This is a genomic window from Saccharothrix syringae (genome assembly GCF_009498035.1).
In the GTDB taxonomy this organism is placed as follows: Bacteria; Actinomycetota; Actinomycetes; order Mycobacteriales; family Pseudonocardiaceae; genus Actinosynnema; species Actinosynnema syringae.
Genome location: NZ_CP034550.1, coordinates 10,244,866 through 10,258,608, shown reverse-complemented (window position 1 = coordinate 10,258,608; position 13,743 = coordinate 10,244,866). Strand labels below are relative to the sequence as shown.

The window sequence follows — 13,743 nt, the reverse complement described above, 5'->3', positions numbered from 1 at the left end:
TCCGTGCGGTGACCGGGTGCACGGGTGTGACGGGCCCGCGCTCCATCGCCGGGGCAAGGGGCGCACCGGGTTGATCCGCGCCGCGCGGCAGGACTCGGCGGACGCTGCGGAGGCGTCGGTCGCGGCGGGCGTTGGGTGTGGCGGGCGTAGGCGCGGCGGGACGGTCGCGGCGGGCGGCGGGCGGCGGGCGGTGGGCCGTGGGCGCGGCAGGCGTGGGCGCGGCAGGCGTGGGCGCGGCGGAGCAGGCGCGGCGGGCGTGGGCACGGCGGCCGTAGGTGTGGCGGCCGTGGGCGCGGAACCAGCCGATCGGGTGCGTGCCTTCGAGGACGCGTTCCCGCGCGCACCGCTGCGCGCCGGGAGGGCGTAGTCCACTGTGGACTACCGCTTCCGGGCGCGGTCGCGGGGCGGGGGGACGTGCCCCCGCCGTGCTGCTCACCGCGGTGTGGGCGTTCACGGGCCGCGGCCGTCCGGGCCGAGGGGGCCGGCCCGGTGCCGCGCTACCGCGCCGGGATCGAGTCCTTGATCCTGGGTGACTCGGGGGTCCTGGGCTCCACCAGGCTGTCCGGGCCGGGGTAGACCAGCCCTTCGTGGCCGTCGGAGAAGCGGACCAGGTACGGGGGCGCACCTCCCGAGCCGCGGACCTCCAGGATCTCGCCGATCGTCTCGTCGAGGCCCACCGCGCGGCTGTGGACGTGCAACCGGTCGCCTACTGTCGCGTGCATCTGCAACACCTCCGGTGCGTCACAGCGTAGGACTGTTCCGAAGGTACCGACAGGGTGGTATTTCCGCTCAGTTCGGCTCAGGCGCAGGCGTTCGACAGCTTCGCCACCCGGTCCAGCTTCTCCTGCGACCACGCGGCGATGTTGGCCGGGCTCAGGTCGTCCGGGGTCACCTGCTGCATGGAGGTCGACACGCCGTCGATGGCCTCCTTGAGCGTGGTGTCGCCGGCCTTGGCGGCGAGGTCGTTGAGCTCCTGGGCCTTCTGCTTGGTCTCCTCCACGGCCTTCTGCGGGTCGGTCGCGTCGGGCGTGAAGCCGGCCAGCTTGAGGGCGTCGAGGCACAGCTGCGCCTTGTCGGCCGCCTGGCCGACCTGGTTGGCCGTGTCCTGCGCCTCCTGGACGGCCTCGCACCCGGAGACCGCGCCGACGAGGCCCAGCGCCAGCACGGCGGTGGCGATCGGACGACCTGCGCGCATGGGTGGCTCCGTTCGTTGGTGATGCCCGTTTCGCCCGACTCTACCGACGCGCGTAGAGCCGCCGCACGACGTCGTCGATTTCCGGTTCGCCCACGCTGATGTCGTGCACGGCGGCCCGGGTCGCGACCGCCGCGATGAGCGCGGCGGCCGTGGTCTCCGCGCGGCGGAACACCAGGTGGTGGCGCATGCCGTTCAGCTCGCTGCGCGCCGAGGTGACGCCCGGCAGCCCGGACAGGTCGGCCGCGGGCTCCTCCAGGTCCACCACGAGCACCCGTTCGGGGGTCACCTCGGCGCGCAGCCCGTCCAGCGGGCCGTCGGCCAGCACGGTGCCCCGGTCGATGACGACCAGCCGCGGGCACAGCCGCTCGATGTCGTCCAGGTCGTGCGTGGTGAGCAGCAGGGTGGTGCCGCGCCGGGTGTTCAGCTCGGCCAGGAACTCGCGCAGGCGCTCCTTGGACTCCAGGTCCAACCCGATCGTCGGCTCGTCCAGGACCAGCAGCTCCGGGGCGTGCAGCAGGGCGGCGGTGACCTCGCCGCGCATCCGCCGGCCCAGCGAGAGCCGGCGGACCGGGGTGCCCAGGAACGGCCCGAGGTCGAGCAGCTCCGCGCACTCCCGCAGGCGCTCGGCGTGGGCCGCCGCGGGCACCCGGTAGATGGCCCGCAGCAGGTCGAAGCTGTCCCGCAGGGGCAGGTCCCACCACAGCTGGCTGCGCCGGCCGAACACCACGCCGATGCGCCGGGCCAGCTCGCGCCGCGACCGCGACGGGTCCACACCGGACACCCGGACGTGCCCGCAGGTCGGCACCAGGATGCCGGTGAGCACCTTGATGGTGGTGGACTTGCCCGCCCCGTTGGGGCCGACGTAGCCGACCGCCTCGCCCGCGGCGACGTCGAAGCTCACCGCGTCGACCGCGCGCACGGTGCGCCGCTCCCGCCGGAACCGGCCGGTCCTGGTGGTCAGGGTGAACTCGCGGCGCAGGTCGCGAACCTCGATCATGATCCAGTCCCCCGGTGGTGCCGGACGGCGAAGCGCCACACCAGGACGGCGGCGGTGGCGGTGAGCAGGGCCACCGGCGGCGACAGCCAGCACAGCAGCGCGGGGCCGCCGAGCGGGTCGGGCCGGTCGAGCAGGGCCAGGGCGGGGTAGTAGGCGACGAACGCCCCGGGCAGGACGAAGGCGAACAGCCGGCGCGGCAGCGGGCCGTAGACGGTCAGCGGGTAGGAGGTGAACGCGTTGCTGCCGTAGGTGGCGGCGTTGGCCAGCTCCTGGCCGTCGACCAGCCAGAAGCACAGCGCGTTGGCCACCACCCAGACCGCCGCGAAGATCACCGCGCCGCAGACCGGCGTGACCACCAGCAGCAGCGCGGTGGCGGGCGACCACGCGACGTCGTTGCGCGCCAACGCCCAGACCAGCGTGGCCAGGCTCGCCAGCACGCGGCCGACCTTGCGCAGGTGCAGGTCCGCGGTCAGCACCTGGGCGAGCGTGCTCAGGGGGCGCAGCAGCAGGACGTCGAAGGAACCGGTGCGGATGTGGGCGGGCAGCTCGTCGAGCTGGCCCGCGACCAGGTCGGCCACGCCGAACGCGAGGCCCGCGGTGAGGCACTGGAGGGCGAACGACACCCGGTAGGACGCCTGGCCGCGCAGGCGCGCGGCGACGAGCCTGGGGTAGACGGGGTCAGCCACCCTGCACCACCACCCTGCGCACGGCCAGCCGGAGCACCAGGTGGCCCAGCGCGAGCACGGCGACCGCCCAGAACGCCTGGTGCGCCAGGGTGATCCACTGTGGACCGCGCTCCAGGAACACGTCGATCGGCGCCTGGAGCACGGCCGGGAAGGGCGTGAACCACAGCGCGGTCCGGGCCCAGTCGGGGAAGAAGGCCAGCGGCACGGCCAGGCCGCACAGCAGCCAGGTGGACAGGGTGTAGAGCTGGAGCAGGCCGCGGTTGTCCAGCAGCCAGAACGCGGTGGCGTTGAGCAGGAACCGCAGGCCGAAGCTGACCGTCAGGGCCAGCGCCAGGCTGACCGCGAACGCGGGCAGCGTGCCCGGTGCGGGCCACCGGAAGGGAAGAGCAGCGCGCCCACCGCGACCGGCGGGCCGAACCGCACCAGGAGCGCGTACCCGGCGCGGCCGACGTCCTCGGCGTACAGGGCCGGTTGGAGGTGCCAGGGGCGGTAGAGGTCGACCACGACGTCGCCGGTGCGGACGCGGTCGGAGAGCTGCCGGTCGCCCCACAGCACGACGAAGGCCACCAGGCCCTGGCCCAGCCAGGTGTAGGTGGAGGTGGCGGCGACGTCGTAGCCCGCGATGGGGCCCTGCGAGACGGCCGCGGTCAGCACGGCGAGCCGGAGCACGCCGAAGACGACGTTGGTCGCCATGCCGGCGAACATCGCCTGTCGGTAGGTGGAGTACCTGCGGAACCCTGCCAGCGCTAAACGGGCGTAAGCGCGCACGTCTGTCAACCCTGGGAAGGCCGGCAAACGGTTTACGGCCGCGCTGGCGGGGGCCTCAGGGGGTGCCTAGCGGGGTGCCGCCAGGAGGCCGTTGAGCAGGCCGGGGTAGAGCGCGTCGAGGTCGTCGCGCCGCAGCGTGCTGATCCGCGAGGTGCCGCGCGGCCGGACGTGCACCACGCCCGCCTCCCGCAGCGTGCGCACGTGGTGGGTGAGCGTCGACGCGGTGACGCCCAGGTCCAGCACGCCGCAGGACAGGCCGTCCGCGTGCTCGGCCAGGGCCCGCACGATCCGCAGCCGCACCGGGTCGGCCAGCGCGTGCAGCACCGCCTCGATGCGGATCTCCTCCCGTGCGGGGTGGGGGAGCAGGCTCGTCATGGCGCCCATAATACGAGATCAGTCGAACTTTGATGATTTTCGTAGTACGTTTCCTGTCGAAGTTCATTCGTCGGGGGAAGGAACCCATGTCAGCCCGCACCCACCTGCTGGCCGCCGGCGCGTTCGCCGTCGGCACGAGCGGCTACGTCGTGTCCGGGGTGCTGCCCGCGGTGAGCGAGGAGCTGCACGTCTCGCACGCCACCGCCGGGCAGCTGCTCACCGCGTTCGCCATCGCCTACGCGATCTCGTCACCGCTGCTGGCCGCGCTCACCGGCCGGTGGGAGCGCCGCACGCTCCTGGTGGCCGCGCTCGGCGTCTCGGCGGCCGGGAACCTGCTGGCCGCGATCGCGCCGAACTACGAGCTGCTGCTGGTCGCGCGGGTCGTCAGCGCCCTCGGCGCGGCCGTCTACACGCCCGGCGCCACGCTGTTCGCGACCGTGCTGAACCCGCCGGAGCACCGCGGCCGGGCGGTCGCCCTGGTGTTCGGCGGCCTGACCACCTCGCTGGTCCTGGGCGTGCCCGCGAGCAACCTGCTGGGCGGCCCCCTGGGCTACCGGGGCGTGTTCGCGGTGATCGCGGTCGTCTCCGCGCTGGCCGCGGTCGCGCTGCGGCTGTGGCTGCCGAGCCTGGACGCGCCGCCGGCCGTGGGCCTGCGCGCGCGCTTCGCCCCGGCCGCGGACCGCCGGGTGCTCATGGTGCTGGCGCTGACCGTGCTGGCCTGCCTGGCGGCGTTCTCGGTGTTCAACTTCATCGCACCGCTGCTGGCCGAGACCGCGGGCGTGTCGGGTGGCGCGGTCGGCGCGCTGCTCGTCGCCTACGGCCTGGGCGCGATGGCCGGCAACTGGGGCGCGGGCCGGCTCACCGACCGGTTCGACACCGGCAGGCTGCTGCTGGTGCTGTTCGGCGCCTGCGTGGTCGTGCTGGCCACCCTGCCGCTGACCACGACCACCCCGGTGACCGCGGCGGTCGCGCTGTTCGCCTGGGGCGCGCTGACCTGGTCGGCCAACCCGCCGATCCAGAGCAGGCTGATCCAGCTCGCGCCCGCCAACAGCGGCCTGCTGCTCTCGCTCAACGCGTCCGCGATCTACCTCGGCGTGGGCCTGTCCGGCGTGTTCGGCGGGCTGGTGGTCGACCGGTTCGGCCTGGTGCCGCTGGCGCCGGTCGCCGCCCTGCCCGCCGTGGTGGCGCTGGTGCTGCTGGTGTTCGCGCTGCGGCCCGTTCAGGAGCCGAAGGCGCTGGTGGTGACCTCGCCCGCGGCGGGCTCGCTGGCCAGGCAGTGGAAGTAGGCGCGGTCGCCGTCGGTGAAGCCCACCGCGGTGATCTCCCAGGTCGAGGTGTCCACCTTCGGGCGGGTGTTGGCCAGCATCGCCTCCCTCGTGCACACCCCGGCCACCTCGGCGGCCCGCGCCAGCTCGTCGCTGCCGACCCTGGGCACCGGCCCCGACAACCAGCCGCCCGCGAACGCCTCCCAGAAGTGCTCGACCGAGCAGTCGGCGGTGCGGCGGGCGGTGGCGGCCTGGCCACCGGCGTTGTTGATGCCGTGGTAGCAGGTGGGCCTGTCGACGCAGAAGCCCGTGCCGCACTGCGCGAGGTACGGCGGCGGGTCGGTCCGGGTTCCGGTGCCGGTGGTTCCGGTGGTTCCGGTGGTGGTCGTCGGGTCGGAGGGCTGACCGGCGGCGGCGGTGCCGCGGGTCGCCCACCACCACGTGCCGCCCGCGACGACCACGGCCAGCACCGCCGCGCCGACCACCAGCGGCCACGGCTTCCGCTTCACCGGGACGGGTGACGACAGGGGGGCGACGTACCGCGGTGCCGGCTGGGGTCGGGGCTGGAGCGGTGGCCGGGGCGTGGTCGCCCCGGCCAGCTCCTGGCGCAGGCGGGCGGCGCTGGGCGTCCGGTGCGCGACGTCGGGCTCCAACGCCCGCACCAGCGCCTCGTGCAGGTCGCGCGGCACCCCCGGCACCGGCGGCACGGGCGAGCGCAGCACCTCACCGAGGTGGTCGAACGACTCGATCGGCCACGGCACCGGCCGCGGCGGCCTGCCGGCGAGCAGGTCGTACAGGGTGGCGGCGAGCGAGTACACGTCCGCGGCCGGCGTCGGGTGCGCCATCGCGAACGCCTCGGGCGGCGCGTAGCTGGGGCTCAGCGAGTCGCGGGTGACGGTGCTGGAGCCCTCGGCGTCCAGCAGCGCGGCCAGCCCGAAGTCGGCCAGCTTCGCCGTGCCGTACCGGTCGAGCAGGATGTTGCCGGGCTTGATGTCGCGGTGCAGGACGCCCTCGGCGTGGGCGACCGCCAGCGCGTCCGCGAGCTGCACCCCGAGCTGCCGCACGCGCTCGGCGGGCAGCCGCCCCTCGCGCCGCACCAGGTCGGCCAGCGACCCGCCCGCGCACAGCTCCATCACCAGGTAGGGCGTGCCCTCGGGGGTGAAGTTCGCGTCGTGCACCGAGACGACGTGCGGGTGCCCGGACAGGCGGGCGGCGGCGTGGACCTCGCGCAGGAACCGCCGCCGGTCCCGCTCGGTCCGCAGCACCCGGTCGTCGACCTTGACGGCGACGTCGCGGTCGAGGTGGACCTGGCGGGCGCGGTAGACGGTGGCGAACCCGCCCCGGCCGAGCGGGGTGAGGTCGGAGAGTCCCGGCAACTGCACGCCGGGACTCTAACCGCGGGGGATCGGTTGGTGGACGCGTTCCCGCCGTCCGGTCCGGGCAGCTCCGGCCCGCTGCCGGTGTAGGGGGTGCTGGTCCCTTTGAACCCGCCCCGGCCCCGGCTCCCGCCGGCGGAGAAGCCGGGTCGCGCCGGCCCCGGGGCAGGTGGCGGTCGTGCACCCCGGAGGGTGAGCAGGCCGCCGCGGTGCTCGCGGTGGTGCTCACCTCACCCGCGAGCAGGGCGACGAAGAACCCCCGAGCCCCCACCCGCGACGTCCACCGAACCGGACGTCACTTCTTCGCGGCTTTGGCGGCCTTCTTGAACTCCCTGACCTCGCCCAGGGAGACCCGGTCCACCACGTCGGCCACACTGCGCCGCGACCCGGCCTCCCCGTAGGCCCCGGCCGCCTCCCGCCACCCGTCGGGCTGAACGTCGAACTGCTTGCCCAGCAGGGCCAGGAAGATCCGCGCCTTCTGGTCCCCGAACCCGGGCAACCCCTTGAGCCGCTTGAGCACGGCCGCCCCGTCCCCGTCGGCCCAGATGGCGGTGACGTCCCCGCCGTACCCCTCCACGACGGCCCGCGCCAACGCCTGCACCCGCCCGGCCATCGACCCGGGAAACCGGTGCACGGCGGGTGGTTGCGCCATGAGGGCCGCGAACCGGTCGGCGTCGGCGTCCGCGATGGCCTGCGGCGAGAACGCGCCGAGCCGGTCGGCCAGCACCTTGGGGCCGCTGAACGCCTTCTCCATCGGGATCTGCTGGTCGAGCATCATGCCGACGAGCAGGGCGAACATGTCGTTGGCCAGCAGTTCGTCGGCTTCGGGGTTCTGCGCCAGGCACACCATGCGGGACATGGTGGCACGGTGTGCCCGACCCGCGGTGCCGGGAGGTGGCGCGGTGGTAATGCCGTCTCCCGGCACCGAATTCTGGCGGATGCTCGCCGAAATGGGGATTTCGGCTAAGCCTGGCCCACGAAAACGGCCTTGTCGTCGCCGAACCCGGGTTGCAGCGTGATCTGGAGTTCGCCGGGCTGCGCGCCCACCGAGAAGGCCGACTCGTAGGTGTACGTCTTGCCCGGCAGCACCGTGGTGCTCTCGAAACCGCCGCCACCGCACGGGCCGTTGCTGTCGAACACGGATTCGGCTTTCCTGCCGTCGAACTGGGCGTCGCCCAGGGACAGCAGGGCCGTGTCGAACGCCTTGTCGGTGCCGTTGACGATCGTGACGGTCACCTTGGCGCCGCGGACCACGCCCTGGGGGGCGGCGTACTGGCCCGGTGCGCACGTCGTCGGGGCGGAGACCTCGACGGCCAGGCCGTCCCGCCACGTGTAGCGCTGTCCCCAGGTGGGCGGGGTCTGGGCGGCGTCGGTCTGGGCGGTGGTGCCGCCGCTGCCCACCCGACCCTCGTTGGTCGTGCCGCCGATGATCTCGTCGAGTTCCTTCACGGCGGCGGCCTGCGCCATGACGGTGAAGACGACGGCGAGGACGCAGAGCGCCGTGCCGGCGACCGCGAGGACCTTCCGGGTGCCGAACAGCGCGATGACGCCGAGCACCAGTCCGACGCCCGCCGCGACGGCGGTGAGGTTGTTCAGGATGATGATCGGCGAACCGACGACCCCCACTATCCCCAGGATCAGCGCCGTCCACGCCAGGGCGCCGAACCTGCTCGGTTTCGGCGGTTTCGGCACAGGCGAGTACTGCTCGTGAATGCTTTGGGGTGAAGTCATGGGGCACGTCCTCAGTTCCGATTTACTGAGGCATCGCGACCGTCGGTGATTCTGTTACGGATTGTCCTTTCTTCACTCGTTCGGAGTCGTGTCGGTAACGCGGTTGATGCTTTTCCCGATGGTGGCGGCTCACTTGTCGAACTCGGGGATCAGGTCGCCGATCAGCTGCAGGCTCCGCATGACGTCCTCGTGCTTCATCCCGCCGACCTGGTGGAAGGTCATCAGGCGGTCGATGCCCATGTCCGCGTAGACCCGCATCTTCTTCCGGCACGTCTCCGGGCTGCCGACGATCAGCGAGTCCTGCTCGTTCAGCGCCTCGAAGATCTCCTCCGGGTCCACCTCCTCGCCCTGCAGCACCCGGCCGATGACGAGCTGCGCCCGCGTCGGGCCGGTGGAGTTCGCGGCCTCGGTGCGCAGGAAGTCGCCGGTCAGGCCGCCGCCGGTGGGGGAGTTCAGCAGTTCTTCCTGGCGGCGGGTGTTCTCGACGAAGGCGTCGGCCGCCTCGAAGAACGTCAGCGCCTTGACCGTGTACCAGGCGGCCGCCGCGACGGCGCCGTTGCGGGCGGCCTGCTCGTCGGTCTCGGCGCAGTGCACGAAGGTGAAGAACGCGACCTGGTCGTTGACGTAGGAGCCGACCGGTGACGTGCAGGCCCTGGCCGCCGCGCGGTAGAGGCCGATCATCCGGCGGACCCGTTCGGCCGACTCCCAGATCGTGGTGCCCAGCACCCCGACGCCGCGGCGGCCGGCCTCCTCGAACGACGCGGGGTTGGCCGCCGCCTGCCACAGCGGCGGGTGGGGCCGCTGCACGGGCTTGGGCACGATCGGCACGTCGTGGATCTCGAAGTCCTCGCTGGAGTGCGAGAAGCGCTCCGACGCCCACATCCGGGGGATCATCTCGAACGCCTGCTGCGTCTGCCGCCGCACGTCCGCGGGGTCGATGTTGAACAGCCGCCACTCCGGTCCGGTCGACCTGGTCAGGCCGAGTTCCAGCCGCCCGCCGCTGAGGTGGTCGAGCGTCGCGGCCCGCTCGGCGACCCGGATCGGGTGGTTGAACCGGGCCGGGGCGAGGACCGCGGAGTGGCCCAGGCGGATGCGGGAGGTCTGCTGCGAGATCGCGGCCAGCAGCAGCTCGGGCGCCGACGACAGGCTGAACTCCTCGGCGCCGTGGTGCTCGACCTGCCACCAGCAGCCGTAGCCGAGGGAGTCGGCCAGTCGGGCCTGCTCCAGGGCCTCGGCGATCCGCGCGCCCTGGTGGCCCTCCTGCCACGGGCGGGGGTCCTGGATCTCGTTGAACACGTCGACCTTCATGCCCGCTCCTCACGCCCGGTGGCCCGCCGGGGAAACGTAGCCCCCCGACCTGGAAAAGGACATGGGCCGAACGGTTGACCGCTTAAGCGGTTAACCAGTAGCGTCCGAAATCCGTCGCCGACCTCCCAAAGGCCGCCACCTTGAGGAAGGTAGGACAAGTGCGTAGAGCAGCGTTGCTAGCAGCACTTTTGATCGTCACAGTCGCTCCACCGGTCTCGGCCGCACCTCCGCCGGTGCCCGTGGTCGACTACCTGAAGCGCATCAGTGGCACCCGCACGGTGACCGGGATGCACAACAAGGAGCCCAACTCCGACCCCGCCCGCCACACCGCCAAGGTCCACGCCGTCACCGGCGTCTACCCCGGCCTGTGGGGCGGTGACTTCCTGTTCGCCGCCGACGACGTCGCCCACCGCCAGACCATGGTCGACCAGGCGAAGACCGAGTGGCGCAACGGCTCCCTGGTCGCCCTGACCTGGCACGTCTGCCCGCCCACGCGCGGCAGCGCCTGCGCCTGGGACGCGGGGGTCCAGGACCGCCTCACCGACGCCCAGTGGTCGCAGCTGGTCACCGACGGCACCGCCCTCAACAACGCCTGGAAGGCCCGCCTCGACGAGGTCGTGCCGTTCCTGCGGCAACTGCTGGACGCGGGCGTGCAGCCCCTGTTCCGGCCCCTGCACGAGATGAACGACCCGTGGGCGTGGTGGGGCGGCCGGCCCGGCGCGAGCGGCAGCCGCCGGCTCTACCAGATCACCCACGACCACCTGGTCCGCACGCGCGGGCTGACCGGCATGGCGTGGGTCTGGAACGTCAAGGACCTCGACGCGGCCGGCATGGCCGGCTACTACCCGGGCGCGGCGTACGCGGACGTCGTGTCGCTCGACGCGTGGAACAGCTTCTGGCCCTCCACGACCTACTACAACACCCTCAAGACCATCGCCAACGGCAAGCCGATCGCGCTGGCCGAGGTCGGCCGGGTGCCGTCGCCGCAGGAACTCGCGTCCCAGCCCGACTGGACCTACTTCATGGCGTGGCCCGAGTTCTTCGACGACAAGACCCTCAACCCCGACAGCGCCGTCCGCGCCACCTACGGCTCGCCCCGCGCGGTCAACCAGGGGCAGCTCACCGCGGGCGCCAACCTCGCGCTGGGCCGACCGGCGTACTCCACGGCGGTGGAGGGCCCGGCCTACCCGGCCGCGAACGCGGTCGACGGCAACCCGGCCACCCGCTGGAGCAGCGCCCACACCGACCAGCACTCGCTGTGGGTCGACCTCGGGTCGGCCCGCCAGGTCGGCCGCGTCCGGCTGGTCTGGGAGGCCGCCTACGCGCGCCAGTACCAGGTCCAGACCTCCCTGGACGGCGTCACGTGGACCACGGTGCACGAGGACTACGCGGCCGACGGCGGCACCGACGAGGTCACCGTCAACGCCACCGCGCGGTACGTGAAGTTGTACGCGTTCCAGCGGGGCACGCCCTACGGCTACTCGCTGTGGGAAATGGGCGTGTACTAGGCCCTCTTGATCGGCACGACCTGGTCGAGGAGCAGGCGCAACGCCTCCCGGTCCACCGCGGCCGGGTCCTCGGCCAGCCAGTCCCCGACCTCCTCGACGAACTGGGCGGGCGTCATCGGCGGCACGACGGCGTCCGCCGGTTCGCGGGTGGTCACCGCGCCCGCCCGGCTCGGGTACAGCAGCAGCGCGCACCGGATGTCCAGCCACGGCAGCAGCTTCCGGTACACCGCCAGGCTGCGCGGCAGCCGCGTGCCGCCGCCGCGGAACGGGTGGCCGTTGCGCCACAGCGTCCCGTCGTCCTCGGCCTCGTAGTGGCCGGGCAGCCACGACTTCGACTCGATCAGCACCAGCCGCCGCCCGCACAGCACGGCGTGGTCGACGTCGGCGAACACCGACCCCGGCCACGCCAGGCCGTGGAAGACGCGGGCGCCCGGCAGGCGGGTCAGGTAGCGGCTGAGCAGGTCGGCGGTGAGGCGTTCGCACACCCGGTCGTCGGTGGTCCCGTGCACCACCCCGGTGTCGAGGTCGCGGGCGAACGCCCGGTCCTCGCGCACCGCCCGCTGGTACCGCCGGGCCAACCGGAACACCGCGGCCGCCGCCGCTGCCACCACCAGCAGCCACACGCCCAGCGCCAGCGGCGAGAAGTCGATGACGACCACCGGCAGCAGCAGGAGGGCCCACCCGCACACCGCCGCCAGCGCGGGCGCGTGCCCGGGACCCGAGGTCGGCACGTACCGCACGCGCTGCCCGACGTCCACCAGGTGCCACCACGCGATGCCGCCCACGTCCACGGTCGGCTTCGGGGGTACGAAGTCCGGGTCGTCACCGAAGTGGCGGGTTCGGCCGGTCCGGGCGGAACGCGGCGGGCGGGTCGGCGAGCCCGGTCGGGCACCGGGCCGGGTGTGCGTCCAGCCCCGGTCGTAGTCGCGCCTGCGGGCCGGGTCCCGCAAGGTGTCATATGCCTCTTGCAGCATGCGGAAGGTGCCCGCGGAGCCGCCCGCGTCGGGGTGCATGACCTTGGCCAGCGAGCGGTAGGCGGACCGGATCTCGGCGTCGGAGGCGTTGCGACCGATCCCCAGTAGCTCGTAGTAGTCCACCCCGCGCACCCGGCAGACCTTAGCGGCACTGTCTCAAAAGTGGTCGGAATGGTTAGTGTTGTGGCCGTGAGCCCGCGCCCCCTCGGGGCACCGCGGCTCGGGACCATGTAGCGCAGTGGTTGACGCGCCCTCCCCCGGGAGGGAGGACGCCGGTTCGAATCCGGCCTGGTCCGCCTGGTTCGAGTTGCCGGGGTACCGGGGGTGCCGCACGCTGCGCCCATGGCGACTTGCGACGTCTGCGGCAACGACTACTGGATGGCTTTCGAGGTGCGCACCGTCGGCGGCGGGGTGCACACGTTCGACAGCTTCGAGTGCGCGATCCAGCGCCTCGCGCCGCGCTGCGAGCACTGCGAGTGCCGCATCCTCGGGCACGGGGTCGAGGTGGAGGGGCGGTTCTTCTGCTGCGCCCACTGCGCGCGGAGCGCGGGGGAGCTGGGTGCGCAGATCAAGGACACGGTGGGCGCCCACCCGGGCTGACGGCGGGACGCGCGGGCGGTTGTCCACAGGCCGCGCCTGACCTGCTGCGATTGTCGGTTCGTGCCGGCAGGGTGGAAGCGGTGGGCCCTGGCGGGCAGGGGTCGACGCGGGCCGGGGTCGGTTCACGCCGCCGGGGCGGTGCTCGCGCAGCGGCGGGTGCCCACCGGCGAGGAACCCGTGGGGTTCACCCCGCTGCTCGACGGTTTGCCCTGGCAGGAGATGCCGGTGGTGGTCGCGCGCGGCCGTGGGCACGGGCGCTGCGAGCTGCGCACCGCCCGCACCGACATCGCCGCCGGGTCGCGGACCGCGGCCCGACACGGCCACCGGCCCTGCTCGGAATCACCGACTGACCAACACGAACGACTTCGCCGGAACCCCGCCCCGGCGGGCGACTCCTGCGGAGGCGCGCGGTCGGGCTCCGGGCGAACGGCTCAACCGGCCCGCAGCACCAGCCTGCCGTTGGCGAAGAACGGCTGCAGGTCGCCCCGCGCGTCGACGCTCTTGATCCCGTGCGGCAGGACCTCCTCGATCGCGCTGAACGCGATGATGTCGGAAACCCCGTACCGGCCGCGCAGCGCGCGCTGCCCCGGGAACCGCAGCGCGCGACCCTCCCGCCGGTGCCGGTGGGCCAGGGCCGCGCGCAGGGCGCCGCGCGCCAGCTCCTCCGGCCCGGCCAGCCGCTGGAGGCTGCCGTTGTGCACGGCCACCCCGTAGCCGCGTTCGATCAGGGTGGAGACGGTGTTCTCGGACGGCTCGTCGGTGAGCCGGAACGACAGGGCGTGGTGGTCGCCCACCGCGTGGACGCAGACGACCTGCGCGTGGAACAGCAGCGTCTCGTACAGCGACACCGCGATCGCGTCCGCCTTGGCCGCGTCCTCGTGACCGGCGTCCAGGCCCAGCCAGGTGGTCATCCGGCGACCTCGACGTCGCTGTCGCGCGGGCACTTCGGCACAGGTCCTC

16 protein-coding genes and 1 tRNA gene are annotated in these 13,743 nt (G+C 73.3%); 4 read left to right on the top strand and 13 right to left on the bottom strand.

Annotated features, from left to right (window positions below; all coding sequences use genetic code 11):
• Positions 1-497: 497 nt before the first annotated feature.
• The 7 genes from EKG83_RS43405 to EKG83_RS43380 all read right to left on the bottom strand — a co-directional run bounded on the left by EKG83_RS43405 (position 498) and on the right by EKG83_RS43380 (position 4,030).
• Positions 498-722 carry a DUF1918 domain-containing protein gene (locus tag EKG83_RS43405; RefSeq protein ID WP_033433920.1) on the bottom strand — a complete coding sequence of 75 codons (225 nt, stop codon included), beginning with the start codon at positions 720-722 and terminating at the stop codon, positions 498-500.
• 77 nt (positions 723-799) lie between these two features.
• Positions 800-1,195, bottom strand: coding sequence for a bacteriophage spanin2 family protein (locus EKG83_RS43400; protein WP_033433921.1), 396 nt, complete (start codon positions 1,193-1,195; stop codon positions 800-802).
• Between the two features lie 40 nt (positions 1,196-1,235).
• A complete protein-coding gene (locus tag EKG83_RS43395) occupies positions 1,236-2,192 on the bottom strand; it encodes an ABC transporter ATP-binding protein (RefSeq protein ID WP_033433922.1) in 957 nt (318 codons plus the stop codon).
• Positions 2,189-2,878, bottom strand: coding sequence for an ABC transporter permease (locus EKG83_RS43390; RefSeq protein ID WP_033433923.1), 690 nt, complete (start codon positions 2,876-2,878; stop codon positions 2,189-2,191). The genes EKG83_RS43395 and EKG83_RS43390 overlap by 4 nt, the downstream gene beginning before the upstream one ends.
• Entirely contained in the window at positions 2,871-3,173 is a 303-nt protein-coding gene (locus EKG83_RS48825; protein WP_265590349.1) for an ABC-2 family transporter protein, read from the bottom strand. The genes EKG83_RS43390 and EKG83_RS48825 overlap by 8 nt, the downstream gene beginning before the upstream one ends.
• A gap of 23 nt (positions 3,174-3,196) precedes the next feature.
• Positions 3,197-3,571 (bottom strand): hypothetical protein, encoded by a 375-nt coding sequence (locus EKG83_RS48820; RefSeq protein WP_228122422.1) that lies wholly within the window; start codon positions 3,569-3,571, stop codon positions 3,197-3,199.
• Positions 3,572-3,712: 141 nt separating this feature from the next.
• A complete protein-coding gene (locus EKG83_RS43380) occupies positions 3,713-4,030 on the bottom strand; it encodes an ArsR/SmtB family transcription factor (RefSeq protein ID WP_033433924.1) in 318 nt (105 codons plus the stop codon).
• Between the two features lie 77 nt (positions 4,031-4,107).
• Here EKG83_RS43380 and EKG83_RS43375 point away from each other — a divergent pair, with 77 nt between their 5' ends.
• Positions 4,108-5,307, top strand: a complete 1,200-nt coding sequence (locus tag EKG83_RS43375) for an MFS transporter (RefSeq protein WP_033433925.1) — start codon at positions 4,108-4,110, stop codon at positions 5,305-5,307.
• Here EKG83_RS43375 and EKG83_RS43370 read toward each other — a convergent pair.
• From EKG83_RS43370 to EKG83_RS43355, 4 genes are all read right to left on the bottom strand, one after another.
• Positions 5,241-6,668: a serine/threonine-protein kinase gene (locus tag EKG83_RS43370; protein WP_033433926.1), complete on the bottom strand. Its 1,428-nt coding sequence runs from the start codon at positions 6,666-6,668 to the stop codon at positions 5,241-5,243. The genes EKG83_RS43375 and EKG83_RS43370 overlap by 67 nt on opposite strands.
• 289 nt (positions 6,669-6,957) lie before the next feature.
• Positions 6,958-7,521, bottom strand: a complete 564-nt coding sequence (locus tag EKG83_RS43365; protein ID WP_033433927.1) for an HhH-GPD-type base excision DNA repair protein — start codon at positions 7,519-7,521, stop codon at positions 6,958-6,960.
• A gap of 104 nt (positions 7,522-7,625) precedes the next feature.
• The gene (locus tag EKG83_RS43360) at positions 7,626-8,393 is read right to left on the bottom strand and encodes a hypothetical protein (RefSeq protein ID WP_153278793.1); all 768 of its coding nucleotides are present in this window, start codon (positions 8,391-8,393) and stop codon (positions 7,626-7,628) included.
• 129 nt (positions 8,394-8,522) lie between these two features.
• Positions 8,523-9,701, bottom strand: coding sequence for an LLM class flavin-dependent oxidoreductase (locus EKG83_RS43355; protein ID WP_033433929.1), 1,179 nt, complete (start codon positions 9,699-9,701; stop codon positions 8,523-8,525).
• Positions 9,702-9,859: 158 nt separating this feature from the next.
• Between EKG83_RS43355 and EKG83_RS43350 the strand changes: the two genes are divergently transcribed.
• Positions 9,860-11,209 (top strand): glycosyl hydrolase, encoded by a 1,350-nt coding sequence (locus EKG83_RS43350; protein ID WP_153278792.1) that lies wholly within the window; start codon positions 9,860-9,862, stop codon positions 11,207-11,209.
• On the opposite strand, the gene EKG83_RS43345 is transcribed toward EKG83_RS43350, so the two are convergent.
• Complete coding sequence (locus EKG83_RS43345) at positions 11,206-12,315, bottom strand: J domain-containing protein (protein ID WP_033433930.1); 1,110 nt, start codon at positions 12,313-12,315, stop codon at positions 11,206-11,208. The two genes, EKG83_RS43350 and EKG83_RS43345, sit on opposite strands and share 4 nt — an antisense overlap.
• A gap of 91 nt (positions 12,316-12,406) precedes the next feature.
• On the opposite strand from EKG83_RS43345, the gene EKG83_RS43340 reads away from it, so the two are divergent.
• Positions 12,407-12,479: transfer RNA gene (locus EKG83_RS43340), tRNA-OTHER, on the top strand.
• Between the two features lie 46 nt (positions 12,480-12,525).
• On the top strand, positions 12,526-12,783 hold the full coding sequence (locus EKG83_RS43335; RefSeq protein ID WP_033433969.1) for a hypothetical protein: 258 nt from the start codon (positions 12,526-12,528) through the stop codon (positions 12,781-12,783).
• 431 nt (positions 12,784-13,214) lie between these two features.
• Here EKG83_RS43335 and EKG83_RS43330 read toward each other — a convergent pair whose 3' ends face one another.
• Positions 13,215-13,694 (bottom strand): hypothetical protein, encoded by a 480-nt coding sequence (locus EKG83_RS43330; protein ID WP_033433931.1) that lies wholly within the window; start codon positions 13,692-13,694, stop codon positions 13,215-13,217.
• Between the last annotated feature and the right edge of the window lie 49 nt (positions 13,695-13,743).